15 protein-coding genes are annotated in these 22,509 nt (G+C 52.1%); 9 read left to right on the forward strand and 6 right to left on the reverse strand.

The features are described 5' to 3' along the window. Positions 1 to 292: 292 nt before the first annotated feature. Together VPR01S_RS12485 and dacB are read left to right on the forward strand one after the other, a co-directional pair. Complete coding sequence (locus VPR01S_RS12485; protein ID WP_040902709.1) at positions 293 to 1,300, forward strand: porin; 1,008 nt, start codon at positions 293 to 295, stop codon at positions 1,298 to 1,300. A gap of 188 nt (positions 1,301 to 1,488) precedes the next feature. Next, on the forward strand, positions 1,489 to 2,913 hold the full coding sequence (dacB, locus tag VPR01S_RS12490) for a serine-type D-Ala-D-Ala carboxypeptidase (protein WP_021705697.1): 1,425 nt from the start codon (positions 1,489 to 1,491) through the stop codon (positions 2,911 to 2,913). On the opposite strand, the gene VPR01S_RS12495 is transcribed toward dacB, so the two are convergent. Further along, positions 2,901 to 3,746 carry a magnesium transporter gene (locus tag VPR01S_RS12495; RefSeq protein WP_021705698.1) on the reverse strand — a complete coding sequence of 282 codons (846 nt, stop codon included), beginning with the start codon at positions 3,744 to 3,746 and terminating at the stop codon, positions 2,901 to 2,903. The two genes, dacB and VPR01S_RS12495, sit on opposite strands and share 13 nt — an antisense overlap. Positions 3,747 to 4,107: 361 nt before the next feature. Then, entirely contained in the window at positions 4,108 to 5,295 is a 1,188-nt protein-coding gene (gene tyrS, locus VPR01S_RS12500) for a tyrosine--tRNA ligase (protein ID WP_021705699.1), read from the reverse strand. Between the two features lie 131 nt (positions 5,296 to 5,426). Between tyrS and shyC the strand changes: the two genes are divergently transcribed. Next, positions 5,427 to 6,716: a peptidoglycan DD-endopeptidase ShyC gene (gene shyC, locus VPR01S_RS12505; protein WP_040902711.1), complete on the forward strand. Its 1,290-nt coding sequence runs from the start codon at positions 5,427 to 5,429 to the stop codon at positions 6,714 to 6,716. Positions 6,717 to 6,741: 25 nt separating this feature from the next. On the opposite strand, the gene VPR01S_RS12510 is transcribed toward shyC, so the two are convergent. The 3 genes from VPR01S_RS12510 to erpA form a co-directional block, all read right to left on the reverse strand. Further along, complete coding sequence (locus VPR01S_RS12510) at positions 6,742 to 9,855, reverse strand: efflux RND transporter permease subunit (protein WP_021705701.1); 3,114 nt, start codon at positions 9,853 to 9,855, stop codon at positions 6,742 to 6,744. A gap of 10 nt (positions 9,856 to 9,865) precedes the next feature. Beyond that, complete coding sequence (locus tag VPR01S_RS12515; RefSeq protein ID WP_021705702.1) at positions 9,866 to 10,963, reverse strand: efflux RND transporter periplasmic adaptor subunit; 1,098 nt, start codon at positions 10,961 to 10,963, stop codon at positions 9,866 to 9,868. A 112-nt stretch (positions 10,964 to 11,075) separates the two neighbouring features. Next, a complete protein-coding gene (gene erpA, locus VPR01S_RS12520; RefSeq protein WP_021705703.1) occupies positions 11,076 to 11,417 on the reverse strand; it encodes an iron-sulfur cluster insertion protein ErpA in 342 nt (113 codons plus the stop codon). 276 nt (positions 11,418 to 11,693) lie between these two features. Here erpA and hemL point away from each other — a divergent pair, with 276 nt between their 5' ends. After that, complete coding sequence (hemL, locus tag VPR01S_RS12525; RefSeq protein WP_021705704.1) at positions 11,694 to 12,986, forward strand: glutamate-1-semialdehyde 2,1-aminomutase; 1,293 nt, start codon at positions 11,694 to 11,696, stop codon at positions 12,984 to 12,986. Between the two features lie 53 nt (positions 12,987 to 13,039). Here hemL and VPR01S_RS23150 read toward each other — a convergent pair whose 3' ends face one another. Beyond that, positions 13,040 to 13,162, reverse strand: a complete 123-nt coding sequence (locus tag VPR01S_RS23150; protein ID WP_272924751.1) for a hypothetical protein — start codon at positions 13,160 to 13,162, stop codon at positions 13,040 to 13,042. A 77-nt stretch (positions 13,163 to 13,239) separates the two neighbouring features. On the opposite strand from VPR01S_RS23150, the gene VPR01S_RS12530 reads away from it, so the two are divergent. The 5 genes from VPR01S_RS12530 to VPR01S_RS12550 all read left to right on the forward strand — a co-directional run bounded on the left by VPR01S_RS12530 (position 13,240) and on the right by VPR01S_RS12550 (position 22,509). Further along, positions 13,240 to 14,325: an AI-2E family transporter gene (locus VPR01S_RS12530; RefSeq protein WP_021705705.1), complete on the forward strand. Its 1,086-nt coding sequence runs from the start codon at positions 13,240 to 13,242 to the stop codon at positions 14,323 to 14,325. A 67-nt stretch (positions 14,326 to 14,392) separates the two neighbouring features. Then, positions 14,393 to 15,415 carry a 16S rRNA (guanine(1207)-N(2))-methyltransferase RsmC gene (gene rsmC / locus VPR01S_RS12535; protein WP_021705706.1) on the forward strand — a complete coding sequence of 341 codons (1,023 nt, stop codon included), beginning with the start codon at positions 14,393 to 14,395 and terminating at the stop codon, positions 15,413 to 15,415. Between the two features lie 196 nt (positions 15,416 to 15,611). Continuing rightward, positions 15,612 to 18,995, forward strand: a complete 3,384-nt coding sequence (locus VPR01S_RS12540) for a hybrid sensor histidine kinase/response regulator (protein WP_021705707.1) — start codon at positions 15,612 to 15,614, stop codon at positions 18,993 to 18,995. A gap of 676 nt (positions 18,996 to 19,671) precedes the next feature. Continuing rightward, the gene (locus VPR01S_RS12545; RefSeq protein WP_021705708.1) at positions 19,672 to 21,354 is read left to right on the forward strand and encodes an ABC transporter substrate-binding protein; all 1,683 of its coding nucleotides are present in this window, start codon (positions 19,672 to 19,674) and stop codon (positions 21,352 to 21,354) included. Between the two features lie 168 nt (positions 21,355 to 21,522). Then, positions 21,523 to 22,509 carry an ABC transporter permease gene (locus tag VPR01S_RS12550; protein ID WP_021705709.1) on the forward strand — a complete coding sequence of 329 codons (987 nt, stop codon included), beginning with the start codon at positions 21,523 to 21,525 and terminating at the stop codon, positions 22,507 to 22,509.

Genomic DNA, 22,509 nt, shown 5'->3' on the forward strand with positions numbered 1-22,509 from the left:
TTTTTATAACCATCAGTAATGGTATTTTTTTCTTAAATTTCATAAGCTTGATGTTTTTTACCTTTAAATAAAACACCGTTCAATAGTCAGATTTATATCATTTTACTAACGACATAAGGAACTTTAGCGTTACAACATAGGCCACGTATCTGATGGCGATGTGTGCCTGCTGACAGTAAAAGGTCTTTGCTTAGGGTTTCACATCTGTCTGATAACGTAAGGTGGACGAGTACTTTTTCGCTCTCCCCTTCATAAAAAACTATTTATGGACAGTAAATTAGGACTTAATAAGATGAACAAGACTCTGATCGCTCTAGCTCTAGCAGCAGTGGCAGGCGGCGCAAGCGCAGCAACAGATTTCAGCCCAGCAGTAAACGGCGGCGACAACACTAACGCTATCTACTCTGCAGACGGTGCAAACCTTTTCCTAGGCGGCCGCGCTGAATTCCGTGGCGACTTCAACGGTAACGAAGATGGTTCAGACATCGACGGTACTATGGCTGACAAGAGCCGTGTACGTCTGAACGTTGGTGGTACTACTCAAATCACTGATACTCTAAGCGGTTTTGGTTTCTACGAAGCTGAGCAAACTACTAAGAGCGCAAACGACGACAGCAAATTCCAACAGCGTTACGCTTACGTTGGTCTGATGGGCACTTACGGCGCAGTATCTTTCGGTCGTCAAAACACTGCTGGTGTTCAGATCTCTGACATGTCAGACATCGCGACTTACACTGGTGATCAGAAAGCATTCATCTACGCTGGTAACGAGCAAATCAACAACACTATCGCTTACACTGGTCAATTCGACGCTCTGACTGTTAAAGCAAGCGTTATCGCTGGTGAAGAAGACGATTCAGACGGCTACGGCGTATCTGCTATCTATAACCTGCCATTCGGTCTGGGCCTAGGTCTGGGTTACGCAGCTGGTGAAAACAACAACGGTGACGCAGACCAAGTTATCGCTGGTATCAACTACACTAACGGCGGTTTCTACACTGGTTTCACTTACACTACTGGTGATCTAGACGACGACAACGATTTCGACGGCTACGAGTTCGCTGCGAAATACAAGTTCGAAAACAACTTCAGCATCATCGGTGCTTACCAGAACCGTCAAGTTGAAAACGACGACATCTCTGACTTCTTCGAGCTGACTGGTGCGTACGACTTCAACAAGCACCTGAACGCTTACGTTGCTTACAAATTCAACCAGCTAGACGATGCTTACACCGACAACAACGGTAAAGTACAAGACGCAGAAGACTCTGTACGTCTAGGCCTGAAATACACATTCTAATGTGTTGACGAGTATTCACTCGTAAAGCAATTTCAAACCCGGCTTCGGCCGGGTTTTTTCGTTTCCTGAGGTTAGAATTGACCGCCGTCTAACATCTGACAAACTATCCGACTGGTTTCACGCCCAATGGCTCTTTATACTTAGAGCTACTGAATCCCATTGATACGACCTGATGAAGGCCCGATTCCATGACACGTACGCTTAACTACGCGCTTCTGCTTGTTTCCACTCTGCTGGCCGGCCAGGCAATTGCAGACAAATACGCCCCAGTTGATAAACTTCCGCAAGGCAGCCGCAGTAGTCTGTTGGTGGAAGATTTGCAGGGCAATAACGGTCTGACACTAACCAACAACAGCGACCAGTTTTTTCCGCCAGCCAGTACACTTAAGCTGGTGACAGCACTGGCGGCCAAGCTGGAACTGGGTGATCAATTTCATTACCAGACCACACTGGCCAAAGCCGGTAATGATTTAGTGTTTCAATTTTCAGGTGACCCGACGCTGACCACCAAAGACTTGGCGAATATGCTGTCGGCGGCTAAGCAACAAAAACTCACCCGTATCACAGGTGACATCTGGCTGGACGACTCAGCGTTCAGTGGCTACGAGCGCGCCATCGGCTGGCCCTGGGACATTCTGGGGGTGTGTTACAGCGCGCCAGCCAGTGCGATCACTCTGGACGAAAACTGTATTCAAGCCTCAATATATACGCAGGACAACGGCAAAACCCGCGTCTATGTGCCAGAGCAATATCCGGTTTATGTGTCCACCAGTGTCAAAACCGTCACCCGAGCCGGGCAAAAAGCGGCGCAGTGCGACCTTGAACTGCTGACGCACCCGGACAACCACTATCAATTACGAGGCTGCCTGGTGTCCAGAAAGCAACCTCTGCCACTCAAGTTCGCGGTTCAGGATACACGTCTGTATGCCACACGCATGATCTACACCGAGCTCAATCGCCTCGGGATAAAACTGGATGGCAAAGTGAAAGTCGGCCGCCCGAACGCGCCATTGCAGAAAACACTGGCGGTGCACTACTCAGCGCCGTTACCACAGCTGCTGGATGAGATGCTGAAAAAATCCGATAACCTGATCGCTGACAGCCTGACCAAGTCGCTGGGTGCCCAGTTTTTCATCCAGCCCGGCAGTTTCAAAAACGGCACCGCGGCGATCAAGCAAATCATCTTCGCACACACCGGCATCGATCTTAAACACGCTCAGTTGGCAGATGGCTCAGGGTTATCACGCAATAACCGTTTTACCGCGCACGACATGGCGGCGGTACTGCGTTATATCTACAACAATGATCACAAACTGCACATTATCGATATGATGCCGAAAGCGGGTGAATCCGGCACCCTGCATTACCGTCGCAGCATGCGTAAGGCACCAATCAAAGGACAGATGATTGCCAAAAGCGGCTCACTGTATGGCAGCTACAATATGGCGGGGTACGGTCTGGACAAAAACGGCAAACCGAATGCGATTTTCGTTCAGTTTGTCAGTGACTACCATCCGGTCCGTAGGGACGACAACCAACCCGTCGTCCCGCCGATCACTCAGTTCGAAACCCTGTTTTACCAGGATGTGATCAACTACAGTCAGGCTAAGTGAAGGAAGTAATTCACGACCGTGAAGTAAATCCACATTCCTGAGATATCGACCACCGACGCCAGCACCGGGCTGACCAATACCGCCGGATCCAGCTTAAACGCCCGGGCGAGGATGGGCAGCAGCCCGCCCAGCGTGGTCGATATCGTCACCTGAATAAACAGCGCCACCGCGATGGCAGCGGCAATTAGATGCATGTTAAAGCCACCAGCCGACGCAGGATCACTGAAGATCAGAATCCGCGCCACGATCACCAAAGCAATCGCCAGGGCAATGCACACCGCGACCCGACTCTCTTTCCAGCAAACCGCCAACCACTGGCGTTTTTTCAGCTCTCCGGTTGCCAGCGCCCGAATCACTAACGTCGCTGCCTGGCTGCCTGTATTACCGCCTGCCGCCGCGATGACTGGCATATAAATCGCCAGTAATACCAGCTGACTGAGCGTATCCTCATAGTGAGAAATGATCAGCCCGGAGACAATTCCGAGCAGCGCCAGTGCAATGATCCAACCTATCCGATGTTTAACATGCTCAAGCACCCCGGTACTCAGATAGTCATTCGTCGGCTCCACCTCAGAATAGATAAACCCCATTTGATGGGCGAAATGACGCGCTTGCTTATCAAAGCCTTCCTGCTCCAGTTGATTGATCAGCTGTTGCACGTAAGCCACAGAGCAGTGATTGAGAATACCTACGGCTTCTTCAATCGGCATCACAGTGAGTAAATGAATTTGTTTTTGTTGGTCGTACTGCAAAAAAGCATTACGAGCCGCACTGATCTCCGCGTTGGAGAACGGTGTGGTGTTTTGTGTACAAGTGTCGCTCATTACCGTCATGGCGAATCTCCCGATTGGCAATTGGTAACGACCATCGATAAACAACGTTTTTCCGGCAGGCACACACAGGCCGGCGGAAATCCGCGATTTATCTTCTAGTAAGACATGGAGAAAAACAGAGAGAGGAAAACAAGCTCCCTACCACTTAGGCAGGGACGGAGAGCGCCAATACCGAAGCGGGTTATTTTTCTCCCTTCATACTAGGGGGATGGTCGGTATTGTTCATAGTGGTCTCCAAAAACGTTGCCCCAGTGGCAACCGCGCTATGATAGCAAATCAAACTCGGTTTGCCATCGCTTTCAAAGGGAAACAGACACAAAAAACGCCCGTGTCGGGCGTTTTTGCTTCGGTAAGTTACGCATCAGCTGATAGTTACACGGGCAAATTTACGCTTGCCGACCTGGAATACGTACGTCCCGCTTGCCGGCTCAAACTTCGCGTCCGCCACTTTCTCACCGTCGATCTTCGCCGCACCTTGCTTGACCATACGCATCGCTTCAGACGTTGATGCACACAGCCCCGCTTCTTTCAGCAGGTTCGATACTGGCAGGCCCGCATCAAAGCCAAACTCTGGCATTTCGTCCGGGATAGCGCCTTTCTGGAAGCGGTTGATGAACTCCTGCTCTGCGGCGTCGGCGTCGGCGTCGCTGTGGAAACGAGCAATGATCTCTTTCGCCAGCAGAATCTTGATATCACGAGGGTTTTTACCTGCTTCCACATCTGATTTAAACTGAGTAATTTCATCCAGCGGACGGAACGACAGTAATTCGTAGTAGCTCCACATCAGATCATCGGAAATCGACATGATCTTACCGAACATCTCACTCGGCGCTTCACTGATGCCGATGTAGTTGTTGGCAGACTTGGACATTTTCTTCTCACCGTCCAGCCCCACCAGCAGAGGCATCATCAGTACCACTTGAGGCTTCTGACCATGAGATTTTTGCAGCTCACGCCCCATCAACAGGTTGAACTTCTGGTCAGTACCACCAAGCTCTACATCCGTTTCCATCGCCACAGAATCGTATCCTTGCAGCAGTGGGTACATGAACTCGTGAATTGCAATCGGCTGGCCACCCGCGTAACGCTTTTTAAAGTCGTCACGTTCCAGCATACGAGCAACCGTCTGGTTAGCGGCAAGACGGATCATGCCTTCTGCGCCCAGCTCCGACAGCCAGTCAGAGTTAAACTGAATCTTGGTTTTAGCCGGATCCAGAATCTTAAACACTTGTTGCTTGTAGGTTTCAGCGTTACGCAGCACATCTTCGCGCGTCAGCGGCGGACGTGTGGTATTTTTGCCAGTCGGATCGCCGACCATACCGGTAAAATCACCAATCAGGAATGTAACATCATGACCAAGTTCCTGAAATGCACGCAGTTTATTCAGGATCACAGTGTGACCAAGGTGGATGTCAGGTGCGGTTGGATCGGCACCTAATTTGATACGCAGAGGACGACCCTCTTTCAGTTTTTCAATCAGCTCTTCTTCTGGAATCAGCTCTTCCACACCACGCTTAATTTCGGCCAGCGCTGCTTCAATACTCGCCATTCTTGTTCACTCCCACAGATTTGGCAAAAATTTATTAGTTCGACATATTACTTGAATAGCGATGCTTTTTGAAACCAGTTAGACTAAAGAGCCCACTATTTTCTTTAATTAATTGCAGAACGAACTTTAAGATGTTGTCTATCTTCGCTCGACTTCCATGGATGCACCGAGCATTAATTGCCTGTTTCAGTGCTTTGATGGTCATTGCACTGTTTTTACCCGATCCTCAAGACCTGCGTAGTGATGAAGGCACACTTGAAGTCGGACGCCATTATCCGCTGACGATAGACGCTGAAGCGCTCGCCCCAGGCAGCGTGATGACGCCGACGGCTGCGCTGCGCTGGCAAAAACACACCGTTGGCTCCGGAGAAAGTGCAGCGTTGGTGTTCCAGCGCGTCGGTTTATCTTCCCGGACATTGTACGAGCTCACCACCAGCAGTGAAGAAATCGAAAAGCAATTGACCCGCTTACGCCCGGGTGATGTCTTGCTGTTTGGTTTCGATCAGAACAATGAACTGTTGCAGATCAAACGTCCGATCAGCTCATACGAAAACTTTGTCATCACCAAATCCGATTCGGGCTACCTGAGCCGACTGGACACCAAAGAAGTCTATTACCAATACAATTACGCCGAAGCCGACATCACCTCCAACTTCTGGAATGCGGGGATCAGCGCCGGGTTAACGCCCAACCAAATCATGGAACTGGCCGGTATCTACAGCTGGGATATCGACTTTGCTCTCGATATCCGTAAGGGCGACAATTTCCGTATTCTCTATCAAGAGAAAGTCGTGGAAGGCGAAGTGATTGGGCGTGGAAAAATCATTGCCTCGATCTTTACCAACCAGGGCGACACCTTTAAAGCGATCCTGGATGACAAAACCGGCGATTATTACGATGAGAATGGCCGGGCAATGAAAAAAGCCTTCTTGCGTGCGCCACTGGATTTTCGTCGCGTTTCTTCGAATTTCAATCCGCGTCGCCTCCATCCGGTCACGGGCCGGGTTCGTCCGCACCGCGGAACCGATTACGCCGCTCCGGTTGGCACGCCAATCTGGGCAGCGGGCAGCGGTGTGGTGGAAAAATCCAGCTACAACCAGTTTAACGGCAACTACGTGTTCATCCGCCACAACAGCACTTACATGACCAAGTATCTGCACCTGACCAAACGTCTGGTCAAAACAGGTCAGCGGGTCAAGCAGGGCCAGACCATTGGTACGCTGGGTGGCACCGGGCGGGTTACTGGTCCTCACCTGCACTACGAATTTTTGGTCAACGGCGTCCATCAGAATGCCCGTACGGTCAAGTTGCCTCAGGCTAAATCACTCACCGGACAAGCGAAGACGACCTTCATCGCCAACGCAAAAAACCGGTTGGAAAAGCTTGAACGCTACAGCCAGTTACTGTACGCCAATAACTGAACGAAGCCCGCTGTTGCGGGCTTTTTTATTCGCTAAGCTCCGTACTAGGCATCGCTTGCTGAACCGGACTGCGGCCGAGCATCAGCAGACAAGGCGTCAGCACTAACGTCAGCAACGTCGCAAACGCCAGCCCACCCGCCACCGCCGTCGCCAGTTGCGACCACCACTGGGTGCTGGGAGCGCCGAACTCTATTTTCTGATTGATCAGGTCAATGTTCATCTCCAGCACCATCGGCAGCAGACCGAGGATGGTTGTCACCGTTGTCAGCAGCACAGGCCGTAAGCGCTGCACGCCGGTACGCAAAATCGCCTCGCGTTTGTCCAGCCCACGACTGAGCATCTGGTTATAGGTGTCGATCAATACGATATTGTTGTTGACCACAATCCCCGCCAGCGCAATCACCCCAATCCCGGACATAATAATGCCAAACGGTTTCTGGAAAATCAGCAGCCCCAGGAAAACCCCAACGGTGGAAAACAGCACCGCACTCAGGATCAAAAATGCCTGATAGAAACTGTTGAACTGAGTGATCAGGATCAGTGCCATCACCACCAGAGCAACCAAAAACGCTTGTTGCAAAAAGGCCGAGGAATGTTCCTGCTCTTCATTCTGGCCACGAATTTTAAACGTCACCCCAGAGGCCAGCCCCAGCTCACTCAACGCCTGTTCGACTTTCGGCAGCTCCAACGCCAGATTGTAACCTTCAACCATGTCTGCCTTGATGTTGATCACCCGTTGGCCGTCGACACGTTTGATGGTGTGCTGTTTGTGCTCCGGGACAATGCTGGCAAAATTGGTGATGGGCACCAGACCAGCCGGGGTTTTCACCCGCAGTTGATCAAAACGGCCAATATCACGCTTGTCTTCCGGATAACGCACCAGAATATCCACTTCCTCATCGGCATCATCCGGCAGGTAGTCACCAATGCGCAGACCGTTGGTCACAAACTGAACCGTGTTACCAACCAGGGTGGCGTCAGCAGCAAAACGCGAGGCGTCATCGCGACGGATGTCAATCTGCCAGTCAATGCCATCTTTGCTAGAGGAATCACTCACGTTAGTCAGTGCAGGGTTATTGTCTGCCCAGTGACGCACCTGCTTGGCCGCGGTATCGAGTTTATCCAGATCGCGCGCGCTCATTTCGATCACCAAATCGTGCTCCACCGGCGGACCAGCGTCGGGAAACTTATACTCGATCTCCACACCGGGTATCTGATCCGTCTGCTGTTTCAGCTCGTCGATAATCGCTTTGACTTTACGCCGATACTGCCAGTCAACCGGTTTGATCTGGATCTGGCCAATTTCATCGTCGCCCCCGGTGCGGGTATAAACACTCTCAAATTCGTCGTGACCAAGCATGACCTGCTCAATGTCACGCATGATCGCATCCTGCTCCCGAATGGAGAGATCGCCGTAAGAGCGCACTTTCACGTTAAAAAACGGAGGATCCACTTCCGGGAAAAATTCCGCCCCTAAACCGGCTTTCGAGTAGGCAAAACCCACCCCTATCGCCATCACGATCGCCGCAAGCAGAATTTTCAACGGATGGCGGATGGCTACCGATAGGGTCAGGTAATAGAGCCGGGTCAGACCGGTTGCCTGAGTAAAATCGCCGTCATGCAGCGCCACCATTTGCTGTCGGCTTTCTGTGGTGGCGTGCTGGGGTTTGCCAATCAGACTTCCCAATACCGGAACAAACAACAGCGCCATCGCCAATGACGCACTGAGCGTAGCAATCAGCGTCAATGGCAGGTATTTCATAAACTCACCGGTGATATCCGGCCAAAACAACAACGGAGCGAACGCGGCCAGCGTGGTCGCAGTGGAGGCGGTGATGGGCCAGGCCATGCGCTTGGCGGCATCGCGGTAGGCTTGAGTACGGTCCACTCCTTCCTGCATTCGCCGATCAGCGAACTCAGTCACCACAATCGCCCCGTCCACCAGCATACCGACCGCCATGATCAGCGAAAACAGCACCACAATGTTGACGGTCAGCCCGAACACAGACAACACCAGCAAGCCGGTCAGAAATGACCCCGGAATCGACACCCCGACCAGCAGCGCAGTGCGTACCCCAAGGATGGCGATGATCACCACCACCACCAGAATAATCGCCGACAAAATGTTGTTTTGCAGGTCGTTGAGCATCAGACGGACATCATCCGACTGATCCCAGGTGTATTTCACCAATAAATTAGACGGCCATTCTGCCTGCTCACGCCCCTGCGCAATCACGGCTTTGACCAATTCAACCGTCTCAATGATGTTCTCGCCGGCGCGCTTTTTCACGTCCAGCACCACCGCTGGCTCGCCGTCCAGACGGGCAAAACTTTCCGGATCGCGGAATGAGCGCCGCACCGTCGCCACATCAGCAAAGGTGATCACCTGTTTGCCATCCACTTTGACCGGCAGCTCCAGCACGTCTTTCAAAGAATCGAATACCGACGGAACTTTCACCGAGAAACGCCCGTAACCAGTATCGACAAAACCGGCAGCAACGACCCGGTTATTCAGGGCTATCAGGTTGTAAATATCCCCCTGATCCAAACCATAACTTTCCATCAGCAGCGGGTCGACCACAATTTCGACGATGTCTTCACGATCGCCGGCAATGTCAACTTCCAGCACCTGGCGATAACTTTCCAGTTTGTCGCGTAACTGGCGGGCAATCTGAACAATGGTCCGCTCTGGTACGGTGCCATACAGCACCACCGACAACACCGGCTCTTCTGAAGCCAGCGTGACTTCATTCACGGTGGGCTCATCGCTGTCGGCCGGTAACTTGGGCTTGGCCAAATCCACCGCTTCGCGCACATCCGCCATTGCCTTAGTCAGATCCACACCGACGTTGAATTCCAGCATCACCGACGCATGACCTTCGGCAGCCGTGGCGGTCATCTCTTTTACTCCTTCGATTGAACGCAGCTCCTGTTCAATCGGGCGTACCAACAGACGCTCGGCATCGGTCGGTGAAATCCCCTGATGAGTGACCGATACGTAGATGATAGGAATAGTAATGTCCGGACTCGACTCTTTGGGGATAGTCAGATAGGTGATGACACCGGCCACCAGTATGAACACCAGCAGCGTCAGCATGGTCCGAGTACGCGACAGAGCAGCATCAATCAGTGAGTACATACTCTCTCCTTCAGCTCTGATCAGAGCGGGGTTGCGGCGTAGCAATAACCTGATCACCGTCGCGAACAAACCCTTGTCCCACCGTGATGATATCCACTACTTCACCGAGACCTGCTAGCCAGACGCCATCCTGTTCGGCTTTCACCAACTGAATCGGAACAAAATGCACCACGTTATCTTGCAAGGTTTTAACCCCAAGGTTACCCGCTTCGTCGAGCGCCAGCATCGCCGGCGTGACTTTCACCGCCAGTTGATCGTTGAGGCTAATCGCCACTTCTGCACTGACCCCGGCCGGGATACGCTGCTCAGGGTTGTCGATTTCAATTTCGATCGGAAACGTATTGGTGGCCGGTGATGACACCCGAGACACGTAACGCAAACGGCCCGTGAGGTTTTCCCCATCGATAAAGCGTATCTGAGCTGCTTGGCCGGGCTGCAAATATTGAATATGACGTTCACTGACGTCCGCTTCGATCACCACTTTGTCGAGATCGATGAGGGTCGCCACCGGATCGCCCACCGCAACAAAATCGCCAGTTTCAATCAGCAATTGGTCGATAATACCGGCAAAGGGTGCCCGTACCTGGGTATTACGCAGCGCCAATCGGGCATTGCTGGCCATCGCCTTCGCTTCAGCCAGTTGCGCTTCAGCCGTGGCAAACGCCACTTCCCCCTGCAAGCCACGGTTTTTCAGCGCTCGGGCGGCATTGAATTCTTTTTCGCGCACTTTCAGCATCGCCAGCGCGCGGCTGAACTGAATATCCAGATCCGCCGGATCGATGTGTGCGATCACTTGACCTTGTTCCACCCGGCTGCCTTTTCTCAGCGCCAGTGAGACAATTTTTCCGGCAATCTCTGCTCCCAGTGTCGCCTGGCGATCGGGCGCAGTGCGGCCATAAAGATTGATGATTTTATGAGTGGGCGTGGCATGAAAGGTCTGATAGACCACTTTTGCCAGTGGAATGGTTTGGACTTGCTCTGAAGTGTCGACATCATCCTGCGCCCAGAGAGAACCGAGCCCGAGCCACAGGCAAAGAAAAAAAACCAAGGCAGCAGAAACCAGCCATGGTTTCTGAGACCAATAGCCACCGTTGTTGATTCCAGGCATACAACATCCTTATGTGAGTACCTTTTTTAGAATTATTCAGCCCCGCGTACAATCAGGCACACAGAGCCGGGCAGTGTCCCCTACCCGTCACTCAACAAGTGGCTACTGTGATTTACACGCTGAACGACGCTCCACAGCCACAGGTTGTGGTTGCATTCGGGTTGTTGACAAAAAAGCGCGATCCTTCCAGACCTTCAGTGTAATCCACCACACCCCCGATCAGGTATTGCAGACTCATCGGGTCAACCACTAAGGTCACACCGCTGTTAACAATAGTCGTATCGCCTTCATTGACGCTTTCGTCAAAGGTGAAGCCGTACTGGAAGCCGCTACAACCACCACCGGTAATGTATACACGTAACTTCAGTTCCGGATTCTCTTCTTCAGCAATCAGCGCTTTTACGCGCGTTGCCGCTGCATCAGAAAAGGACAATGGTACATTTACTTCGCTCACGACGACCTCTCTCACTCGTGTCAGAGCCCGCTGGCGAGGGCCTGACGGCCATCTGCGGGTCTATCTCTATATTTCGATAATAGTTGATTATCCAATACCTGACCTTAGCGTTCAAGTATTCGCCACTACTATCGCGCAATTCGCAACTTTACACTGAGTCACGCTCAGATTACGCACAAAAAGTGATTAGAATGTGGCGTCAGGCGTTTCTAGTTCGCTCGGGTAGCGTTACAATGCCCGCCAACTTGGTCCGAGCAATCAAAAGAGGATATTCCAATGACCAAATCAGCAGAACTGTATCAGAAGGCGCAGGAAACCATTCCTGGCGGCGTCAACTCACCGGTACGCGCGTTCAACGGCGTCGGTGGTTCACCGATTTTTATCGAACGTGCCGACGGCCCTTTGATTTTTGATGCTGATGGTAAAGCGTATATCGATTACGTCGGTTCATGGGGCCCCATGATTCTTGGCCATAACCACGCCGTGATCCGTGACGCCGTGATTCAAGCCGCACAACGCGGTCTGAGCTTCGGCGCACCAACGGAGATGGAAGTCACCATGGCAGAGCTGGTATCAGAGCTGGTGCCTTCCATGGAACAGGTTCGTATGGTGAACTCCGGTACAGAAGCGACCATGAGTGCGATACGTCTGGCTCGTGGCTTTACCGGCCGCGATAAAATCATCAAGTTCGAAGGCTGCTATCACGGCCACGCTGATAGCCTACTGGTGAAAGCCGGCTCGGGTGCCCTGACGCTCGGTCAGCCAAGCTCACCGGGTGTTCCGGCAGATTTTGCCAAGTACACGCTGACCGCCACTTTTAATGATCTGGACTCCGTGCGCGCACTGTTTGAGGCCAACCAAGACGAAATCGCCTGTATCATCGTTGAACCGGTCGCCGGCAACATGAACTGTATCCCGCCGGTTGAAGGCTTCCACCAAGGACTGCGTCAAATTTGTGATGAAGAAGGCGCACTGCTGATTTTTGATGAAGTGATGACCGGCTTCCGTGTCGCACTGGGCGGCGCTCAGGCCTACTACGACATCAAACCGGATCTGACGACTCTGGGTAAAGTGATCGGTGGCGGAATGCCTGTCGGGGCGTTTGGAGGACGCAAAGACGTGATGCAGTACATCGCACCGACTGGTCCGGTTTATCAGGCAGGCACGCTGTCAGGCAACCCGGTTGCTATGGCCGCCGGCTTTGCCAGTCTGTCGCTGCTAAAAGAAGAAGGCAATGAAAAACGTCTCGCGTCGAAAACCAAACAACTGGCAGAAGGCTTCAAGGCGCTGGCCGACAAACACGGCATTCCTTTGGTGGTCAACCAGGTTGGCGGCATGTTCGGTTTCTTCTTTACCGATCAAGATACCATCACTTGTTATGAAGACGTCACCAAATGTGACATCGATCGCTTCAAACGTTTCTTCCACCTGATGCTCGACCACGGGGTTTATCTGGCGCCGTCTGCATTTGAAGCCAGCTTCACCTCTCTGGCGCACGGCCCGAAAGAGATCGACGCCACCCTGGAAGCGGCCGACCGCTGCTTTGCCGTTCTGGCGCAGGAAGCGTAATCGCTGACACTCAGCTCCCATCAACAAGGCTGCATTGATATGCAGCCTTTTTATTATCCTTGCCAGTTCAATACCACCAGCACCGCCAGCAGAACCAGAATGGCACCAAACCAAGGAAAAGGGCGACGCTTTTTACGTTGTCCAGCGCAATTTTTATCATCACTACAGCAGCCCATCGCAACATTTCTCCATTGATAACACTAGGTTTTAACGTCATTATACTCCCATAACGCGTGATAAATGGACAACGTCTGTGTCAGAAAAAGTGAAAATAACCTCCAGCCACTGGGTGTTGGTCGTCGCCCTGGTGGCCGCCGGAATCGCCTGTTACCTGCTGGTAGAACCTTATATCAACTCGATTGTAATGGCGTTCATCATTTCGATGCTGATGATACCAATCCACAACGGACTGGAAGCCAGAATGCCGAATCACCGTAACATCGCGGCTTTGATCTCCTGTGTGATCCTCACCTTTATCATCGTCATCCCGCTGCTGTTTGTGTTTGCCGCCATCGTGCAGCAAGGCTCGCTGTTTTCACAAAACCTTTACGCCTGGGTCACCGGCGGCGGAATCCAGGAGATCTTTCAACACCCCTGGGTGGTGAAAGGATTATCAGTCATCAACAATTACCTGCCATTTGATGCCATCAAACCTCAGGAAATTGCCCAGAAAGCCGCCCAACTGGCCACATCCCTCGGCACCAATCTGGTCGGGATCAGCGCCAAAATACTCGGCGACGCCACTAACTTCCTGATGAACTTTTTCCTGATGCTGTTTGTGCTGTTCTTTCTGCTGCGTGATCGCGAGCATATCATCAGCTCCATTCGTCATATCCTGCCGCTGTCGCGTAGCCAGGAAGACAAACTGCTGGATGAGATAGAACAAGTGTCCAAGTCTGCAGTGATGGGCTCGTTTCTGACCGCCATCGCCCAAGGGCTGGCGGGTGGCATCGGCATGTGGCTGGCTGGTTTTCCGGGATTGTTCTGGGGCACCATGATGGGCTTCGCATCGTTCATTCCGGTGGTCGGCACCGCGTTGATCTGGATACCGGCGACCGCGTACCTGTTTTTGACCGGGGACACAACCTGGGCTATCTTCCTGGCGGTGTGGAGCATTGCCATTGTCGGTTCAATCGACAACCTGCTGCGCCCGCTTTTGATGCAAGGCAGCGCCGGAATGAGCACCTTGCTGATTTTCTTCTCTCTGCTGGGCGGCATCCATCTGTTTGGGCTGATTGGCCTGATCTACGGTCCACTGATCTTCGCCATCACCATGGTGCTGTTTAACATCTATGATGAGGAGTTCAAAGACTTCCTCGACCAACAGGACAACAGCTGAGTCATACGACTTCAAGCCGACGGCAGATTGTGAGAGAATCTGCCGTCATTTTTTTCCGGGATCATTCATGTCAGCTTATATTGCCCCCAGCCAAATCGCCCAGCGACAACTGGCGTACTTCGAAGGTAAACACGTGTTGGTGGCCGGCGAAGTCGAAGATTTGTTTGCGCTGGAATTGCGTCAGCATTGCGCGTCGGTCAGTGTCTTTACCACCAACTATGGTTTTTATCGCCAAATCCGTGCCTACGAACAGCTCAACAGCTACTTTGGTGCTGAACTGACCGCAGAAACCGGAGCTGACATGATCCTGCTCTACTGGCCGAAAGCCAAAGCGGAGGCCGACTTTCTGCTGGCTATGCTGCTGGCCAAACTGGGCCCGGAAACCGAAATCGTAGTGGTGGGAGAAAACCGCAGCGGCGTGAAAAGCATTGAAAAAATGTTCAAGCCCTATGGTCCAATCAACAAATATGATTCTGCCCGGCGCTGCTCGTTTTACTGGGGTCAGTGCTTGGAGATGCCTGCCGCGTTTCAGCTAGACGCCTGGTTTAAAAGTTATCAGGTCCAATACCAGCAGCACTCCCTAACCATTCGTAGCCTGCCGGGTGTGTTCAGCCACGGTGAGTTTGATATTGGCAGTCAGCTGTTGCTGGATACTTTACCGTCCCTGAACGGCAAAGTACTTGATTTCGGTTGTGGTGCCGGTGTCCTCGGGGCCGTAATGGCCAAACTGAACCCGGACATTGAACTGGAAATGTGTGACATCAGTGCGTTGGCCGTGGCATCCAGTCAGGCCACACTCCAAGCCAACCAACTGGAAGGTCGTGTGTTTGCCTCCGACGTCTATTCGGATACGGCGCGTGATTACCGCTATATTGTCAGTAACCCCCCTTTTCATGCGGGGCTGGATACCAGTTACAGCGCGACCGAAACCCTGCTGGCCGATGCCCCTCAGCATCAGACCTCAAACGGCCAGCTCTATATTGTCGCCAATAGCTTCCTCAAATATCCGCCGCTCATTGAGCAGGCTTTCGGTAATTGCGAGACGCTAAATAAGACCACCAAGTTCGCGATTTATCACGCACAAAAATAACCATTCCAGCCCGGTTTCTCACCTGAAACCGGGCATTTTCGTCCCCGGAAGAGGAAAAACTGCGTTGGTGCACACGCTTTGAGGTGGACTTACTTGTCAAAGTAAAAAAACTCGTTAGTTTCGTCACTTTAGGTTTCTGTTTTTTCATTCAGCTTTGACGTGACTGACGTCTTCGCCTCACCTATAAAAGTGACATATGTTCAGGTTGTATCGTAAACAAAGATTCAAACGCCTGCAAAATACCCTGATGCTGGCGTTTCTGGTGTTGAGCATCACGCCACTCACCATCACCGCCCTGTTCTTTCTCCAATCGCACAGTAAAGATCTGCAGGAGCAGAGTACCTCTCACCTCCTCTCCGTCCGGGACAGCAAACAACAGCAGGTCATTGATTATCTCAATGCCAAAGAATCGGAAGTGATGGGCTTCGTTCGCTCTGAACTGGCGTACGCCAGTGGCGGGCGTTTCTACGGTTTGGTCAATGCGTTCCAGAACCTGGGCATAGATATTGAGCAAGCGCGTCAACACGCCCAGCAACGTTACATTCCCGGCTCAGGCGATCAGGTTCAGACCTCCATTTTGCCACAATCGAGTAACTTTAACGGCAGCGAGCGCTATCGCCTGCTGCACAAACGCTACCACTGGGCCTATCTGGAACTGCTCAAGCGTTCAGACTTCGATGATATTTTGCTGGTCGATCGCGATGGCAACGTCACCTATTCCATCTACAAATATGGCTATTACGGCACGAACCTGCTCAGCGGTGTTTTTAAGGATGACAATCTCGGCCAGACATTTCACCAATTGCAAGAACTGGTGAGTGAAAAGCGCAAGAATAACGAAGATTTTACGCCGGTGGTGTTCTCTGACTTCTCTGCTCGTGACGGTCAGCCAGTGGCCTGGCTGGGCGCCCCGATTATTCAACAGGGCTATCTGCACAGCTACGCTCTGTTCCGTTTGCCAAGTAACGGTATCACCAAGCTGATCGCCGACAAACCGAACAACGACATGCGTACGCTGTTGGTCGGTGATGACCACATCAGCCGCACGCTGGCGTATCAGCAGGATGAAGTTAATAAGAGTGTCGAAGTGATTGATCTGGCCTTGCGTGGTCAGTCCGCAGTCGGAACCTATACCAACACCGATGGCGAAAACGAAATCGCGGCTTACGCGCCGATTTCAATCAAAGGGCTCAACTGGGCATTAGTGGTTGAAGTGCCTGAGAAAGTGGCGTTTGCCCGGGTCAACCAGTTGGAAACGGTGTTTGTGGTTGCGATGATGAGCGCCTTGCTGCTGGTGGTGGTTGCCTCACACTACCTGTCCAATTTCATTACTTCGCCACTGCTCAAACTGACCTGGGCTGCTGAAAAAGTCTCTGCCGGCGATCTGGACGTCACCATGATCAACACCGAACGCAAAGATGAAATTGGCCGGCTGGCAGTCAGTTTTGAACGCATGCAGCGCTCGATCCGCGACAAGATTCAATTGATCAAGAAGCAAAATCGCGAGCTGGAAGACAACCTGCACCTGATCAAAAAGCAGAACCATGAGTTGCAGTTGGCCAACAAACTGAAAGATGAGTTCCTTGCCACCACATCCCATGAATTGCGTACACCACTGCATGGCATGGTGGGTATCGCCGAAGCCTTGTCGTCCGGAGCCAATGGTCCCATCACGGCCGATCATAAATACCAGCTCGATATTATCATCAGCAGTGGTCAGCGTCTGGCGAATCTGGTCGACGATTTGCTGGACTATCACAAAATGCGTTACGGCAGCCTGGACATACACACGACCGCCGTCGATCTGGCCAGTTCTACCCGTTTGGTGCTGGAGTTGTCAGCCCATCTGCTGGGCAACAAGTCGATACGCATCATCAATCAGGTTCAAGACAGTCATATCTGGGTCAGCGCCGACCCGCAACGACTGGAACAAGTGTTGTATAACCTGGTCGGCAATGCCATCAAGTACACCAGCGAGGGCAAAATTGTTATCTCATCCAGCATTGTGGACGACAATGTTCGCGTTCAGGTGGTCGACACTGGCCAGGGCATACCGGCCGAACAGCTGGAACACATTTTCGAGCCGCTGATTCAGGCGGGCAATGACGCCAGTCGCTACCGACAAGGCGCAGGGCTGGGGCTGTCGATCAGTCGCCAGCTCATCGAACTGATGGATGGTGCTCTGTACGTCAGCAGCCAGCCGATGGTCGGCACGACGTTCAGCTTTACCCTGCCGCTGGCCTCGCCAGAACAAATCGCGGAGGTCAGCCACGCTGGCGCCGCACACTTTAAAGTACCGGACAATCCAGAGCTGGATTTGCCCGAGCCAGGTACTCTGCCGGAGAACCCGGATGGACCGTTGCTGTTGATCGCCGATGACGAACCGGTCAACGTCCGAGTGCTGGACAGCTTTCTGCGCCTGGAAGGCTACCGGGTACGCAGCGCCAAAGACGGTTACGAAGCACTGGATCTGATCGAGAAAGAAAAACCAGCGCTGTTGCTGCTCGACATCATGATGCCAGGACTGAGCGGTTACCAGGTGTGTGAGAAACTGCGTGAGCAATACGATCACGCAGCACTGCCCATCATCATGCTCACGGCACTGAATCAGGCCGACGATAAACTGCGCGGCTTTGACGCCGGTGCCAACGACTATCTGTCGAAACCGTTCAATAAACAGGAGCTGGCGGCACGGATAGACGCGCACCTGACCGCCAGTAAAGCGGAAATGCGCCGGGTTGAAAACGGTTTGTTGCAACAAGAGCTGAAAAAACGGGCAATGGTCGAAGCCAGCCTACTGGAAACACAGGGCCGCTTGCTGGAGCAGCTTGAGTCGGCGCCGGAAGCCATCATTTGCGTACGCGAAGACGGTAAGATCCGTTTTGCCAACGACGCCGCCGCCAAGCTGTTTAAACGCACTCAGGAACAGCTCAAACGCTCCCAAAGTGACGAACTGCTGGCCCCCAAATACACCGAGATCGCTCAGGATCATTACTGCGGCACCATCGATATTTACGTGGAAGACGTCCGTCAACATGTCTCGGCTGACATTCTGCGCTTACCGGAAGCCTCTGGCCTCAAATACATTTACATCTTTAACGTCGGCGGCGGTGTCAACATCGCGCGGATCCACAATCTGGAGACCGCCATAGAAGCACTCTCAAGCTACGCGTTTGAAGGTGACCGAGCCAAGCTACAGCAACTGAAAGAGCTGGGTGGCGAGTTCACCCGCCTGGCCGATAAAGTTTCCGGAGAGAATCTGTCCAAGCAGGAAATCATGCGTGAAATCCTGGTCGATGCCATGACCTGTGCACTGGATTACTGGGAACGAGTGACCGGTGAAAACAAATTCGCCTTTGCTGAGCAAAGTGGGCTCTGGCGTGTGTATCTGGACCGCTCAACCCTTCAAACCCGGACGTTAGACAAATACCTGCGGATTGAAACATTGCCGAAAACACCGCGCTGGCGCACGGTACTCAGCTCACTGGATTACATTCTGGAGCACTGTCAGGAACAAAGCCCGGATCGCAGCCACATCGAAACCTTACGTGACCGGCTCCAGCACCTGCTGTCCAGCTAAGCCCTCAATCTCTAGCCCGCCGACATGGCGGGCTTTCTTTGTCCCAGACGACGCCTGACCATCGCCATCCACCTTAGCAAAACTGTGACTAAAACCTGCTGCCGCTATTATTTCTCATCACAAATAAACACCTCGATATCCGGTTGTTCAACGCGCTACGGACACGCTAAAATCGACAACACGCACTTAATTTCACCGCAGCTCGAAACCTTTGCCGGATATTGCGAAGCGAATCACAACAGAACGGCAGATTTAATTTCCTAACGTAAATTAACACCTTTTGAGGCCAGTGAGTGAGATCTCATTAATAGACAAGCTAATACAAACCATTGATATAAGACAAAAACAATGTAAGTAAACACTAACTTACCACAAGACTATATCAAAGAGTTGCGACTGAGTTCAAAGACAAAATTTGGTGATATTTTATACCAAACGGCACTGTTTTAACGTTTTCGACGGGTCAACGCCATGTTTTAACGGTTTTAACGGGAAAGGAAATTGATAATTTTCTTGTCAGGGTGTTTTCTTACTCTCAGCCAAGGCCTACAGGCCACTCATGCTGATGTTCTCCTCCGGAATGTCGGCGCCCAATGAGGTAGGTTTTGCAGAATGGCCATCGTGGGATGGCGTTCGAATCCAACAGTGAAATGAAAGCAAATAGTAAGGAACAGCTATGCTTGCCAATATTAAAAAAACAGCACTCGCCACCGCGATTATTGCGACGGCAACCACGGGCTTTGCCTCGGTCGCCAACGCAGCGGAGCGCAGTGAACTGACAATTCACCCGAAAGAGTTTACGACGTTTGTCCGTAACTTTAACCCGTATTTAGGTGCAACCAACTTGCACACCACAACCGACTTTCTTTACGAACCTCTGGTGGTGTTCAATGAAATGCACGGCAATACCCCGGTTTTCCGTTTGGCGGAAAACTTTAAGATGGCCGACGATCTGAAAAGCGTGACGTTTGATATTCGTAAAGGCGTACAATGGTCTGACGGCAAACCGTTCAGCGCGGATGACGTGGTGTTCTCATTCAACCTGGTGAAAGAGAAACCTGAGTTGGATCAGAGCGGCATTAACTCCTGGGTCGCCAGCGTAGAAAAAGTGAATGACTATCAGGTGAAATTCACCCTGACTGAAGCCAACTCCAATGTTCCTTACGAAATATCGAAGGTACCGGTTGTGCCGCAGCACATCTGGAAAGACGTGAAAGATCCGGCCACATTCACCAATGAAAATCCGGTCGGTTCAGGCCCGTTCACAGAAATCGACACCTTCACTTCGCAACTGTACATTCAGTGCCGCAACCCACACTACTGGGACAACGATAACCTGGAAGTCGACTGTCTGCGCGTCCCTCAGATTGCCAACAATGACCAGTTTCTGGGTAAAGTCGTCAACAGTGAGCTGGACTGGACCTCGTCGTTCATCCCGGATATCGACCGCACCTACGCAGCAGCCAGCCCGAATCACCACTACTGGTATCCGCCATCAGGCACTCAGGCCTTCATGGTCAACTTTAAAGACCCGGATCCTGCCAAACGCGAAGCGCTGACTAACGTAGATTTCCGTCGTGCTTTCTCAATGGCATTGGATCGTCAGACCATCATCGATATTGCGTTCTACGGCGGCGGTACGGTGAACGACTTTGCATCAGGGTTGGGTTACGCGTTCGAAAGCTGGTCGAACGAAGCCGTCCACACCAAGTTCAAGAAATTTAACTCCTACGATCCACAAGGTTCGAAGAAGCTGCTTAGCCAAGCAGGCTTCAAAGACACCAATGGTGACGGTTTTGTCGAAACACCATCGGGCAAATCGTTCGAGTTACTGATTCAGTCGCCAAACGGCTGGACGGACTTCAATAACACCGTTCAACTGGCAGTGGAGCAACTGGCTGAAGTCGGCATCAAAGCCAAAGCGCGTACACCAGACTTCTCGGTGTACAACCAGGCGATGCTGGAAGGCACCTATGACGTAGCGTACACCAACTATTTCCACGGTGCAGACCCGTACACTTACTGGAACAGTGCGTACAACTCCGCACTGCAGCAAGGTGACGGTATGCCTCGCTTCGCGATGCACTTCTACAAAAACGACAAGCTGGATGGTCTGCTGAACAGTTTCTACAAAACAGCCGATAAGAACAAACAGCTGGATATCGCCCACGGCATTCAAGACATCATCGCGAATGACCAGGTGACCATTCCTGTGATGTCTGGGGCATATATGTATCAGTACAACACCACCCGTTTCACCGGCTGGTGGAACGAGGAAAATCCGAAGGGCCGTCCAAACATCTGGGCTGGTATCCCTGAGCGTCTGCTGCACGTACTGGATCTGAAACCAGTCAAATAACCAGACGTCAGTCTATGCGGCGTGCATCCGTACGCCGCCTATAAAAATCCCCAACACAGGCAGTAAGTTAGTGGCGCCCGTCGTCAGGGGATTGTTCGCTCTGAATTTCGCTGGGAGCGACCTGAAACCAGAAGCAGGGAAACTATCTGGGTGAGTAAGGTGTGAGTTATGGGTTACTTTTTAAGACGTTTGTCGTTCTATACCATTGCGCTGCTGGTCGCAGCGACATTGAATTTTATTATTCCGCGGGCCATGCCCGGAGATCCGGTGACCATGATGTTTGCCAACGCATCAGTCCAGGTGACGCCGGAGCGCATCGAAGCGATGAAACAACTACTGGGCTTCGTCGATGGTCCAATTTGGATGCAATATTTTGCCTACATGCAAAACATTCTCAGCTGGGAGCTGGGAACTTCCATTCAATTCTATCCGCTGTCTGTGAATACGCTGCTCGGCGGCGCGTTCGGCTGGTCACTGTTTTTGGCCGGGACGGCGGTGGTGCTGTCGTTCTCCATTGGTTCCATACTCGGTATTTTCGCCGCCTGGAAACGCGGCAGTAAATACGATGCGTTTGTCACGCCGGGGATGTTAATTCTACAAGCGGTTCCTCAGGTGGTGATCGCCATGCTGGCCATGTTTATCTTCGCCATCGGCCTGAAATGGTTTCCGACCGGCTACGCTTACACCGCCGGCACAACGCCAGACTGGACAGACTGGGCATTCATCAAAGACGTCACGTACCACGCCGTGTTGCCTTTGTTCTGTGCGGCCATCGTGCAAATTGGTGGCTTCCTGGTCAACATGCGCAACAACATGATCAACCTGCTGGCCGAAGACTACATCACCATGGCGAAAGGCAAAGGCCTGAGCGAAAACCGCGTGGTGTTCAACTACGCAGCGCGTAATGCCCTGCTACCTAGTGTCACCGCTCTGTCGATGTCACTCGGGATGGCGATTGGCGGTCAATTGATCATCGAAATCATCTTTAACTACCCGGGCCTTGGTTCGGTGCTGTTCAACGCCATCAACGCGCGTGACTATCAGGTACTGCAGGGACAACTGCTGATCATGACCCTGTTTATGCTGTTCTTTAACCTGGTGGCCGACATGCTGTATGTCGTGCTCGACCCACGCCTGCGCAAAGGAGGCAAGTAA

This window comes from Vibrio proteolyticus NBRC 13287, assembly GCF_000467125.1.
Lineage (GTDB): Bacteria > Pseudomonadota > Gammaproteobacteria > Enterobacterales > Vibrionaceae > Vibrio > Vibrio proteolyticus.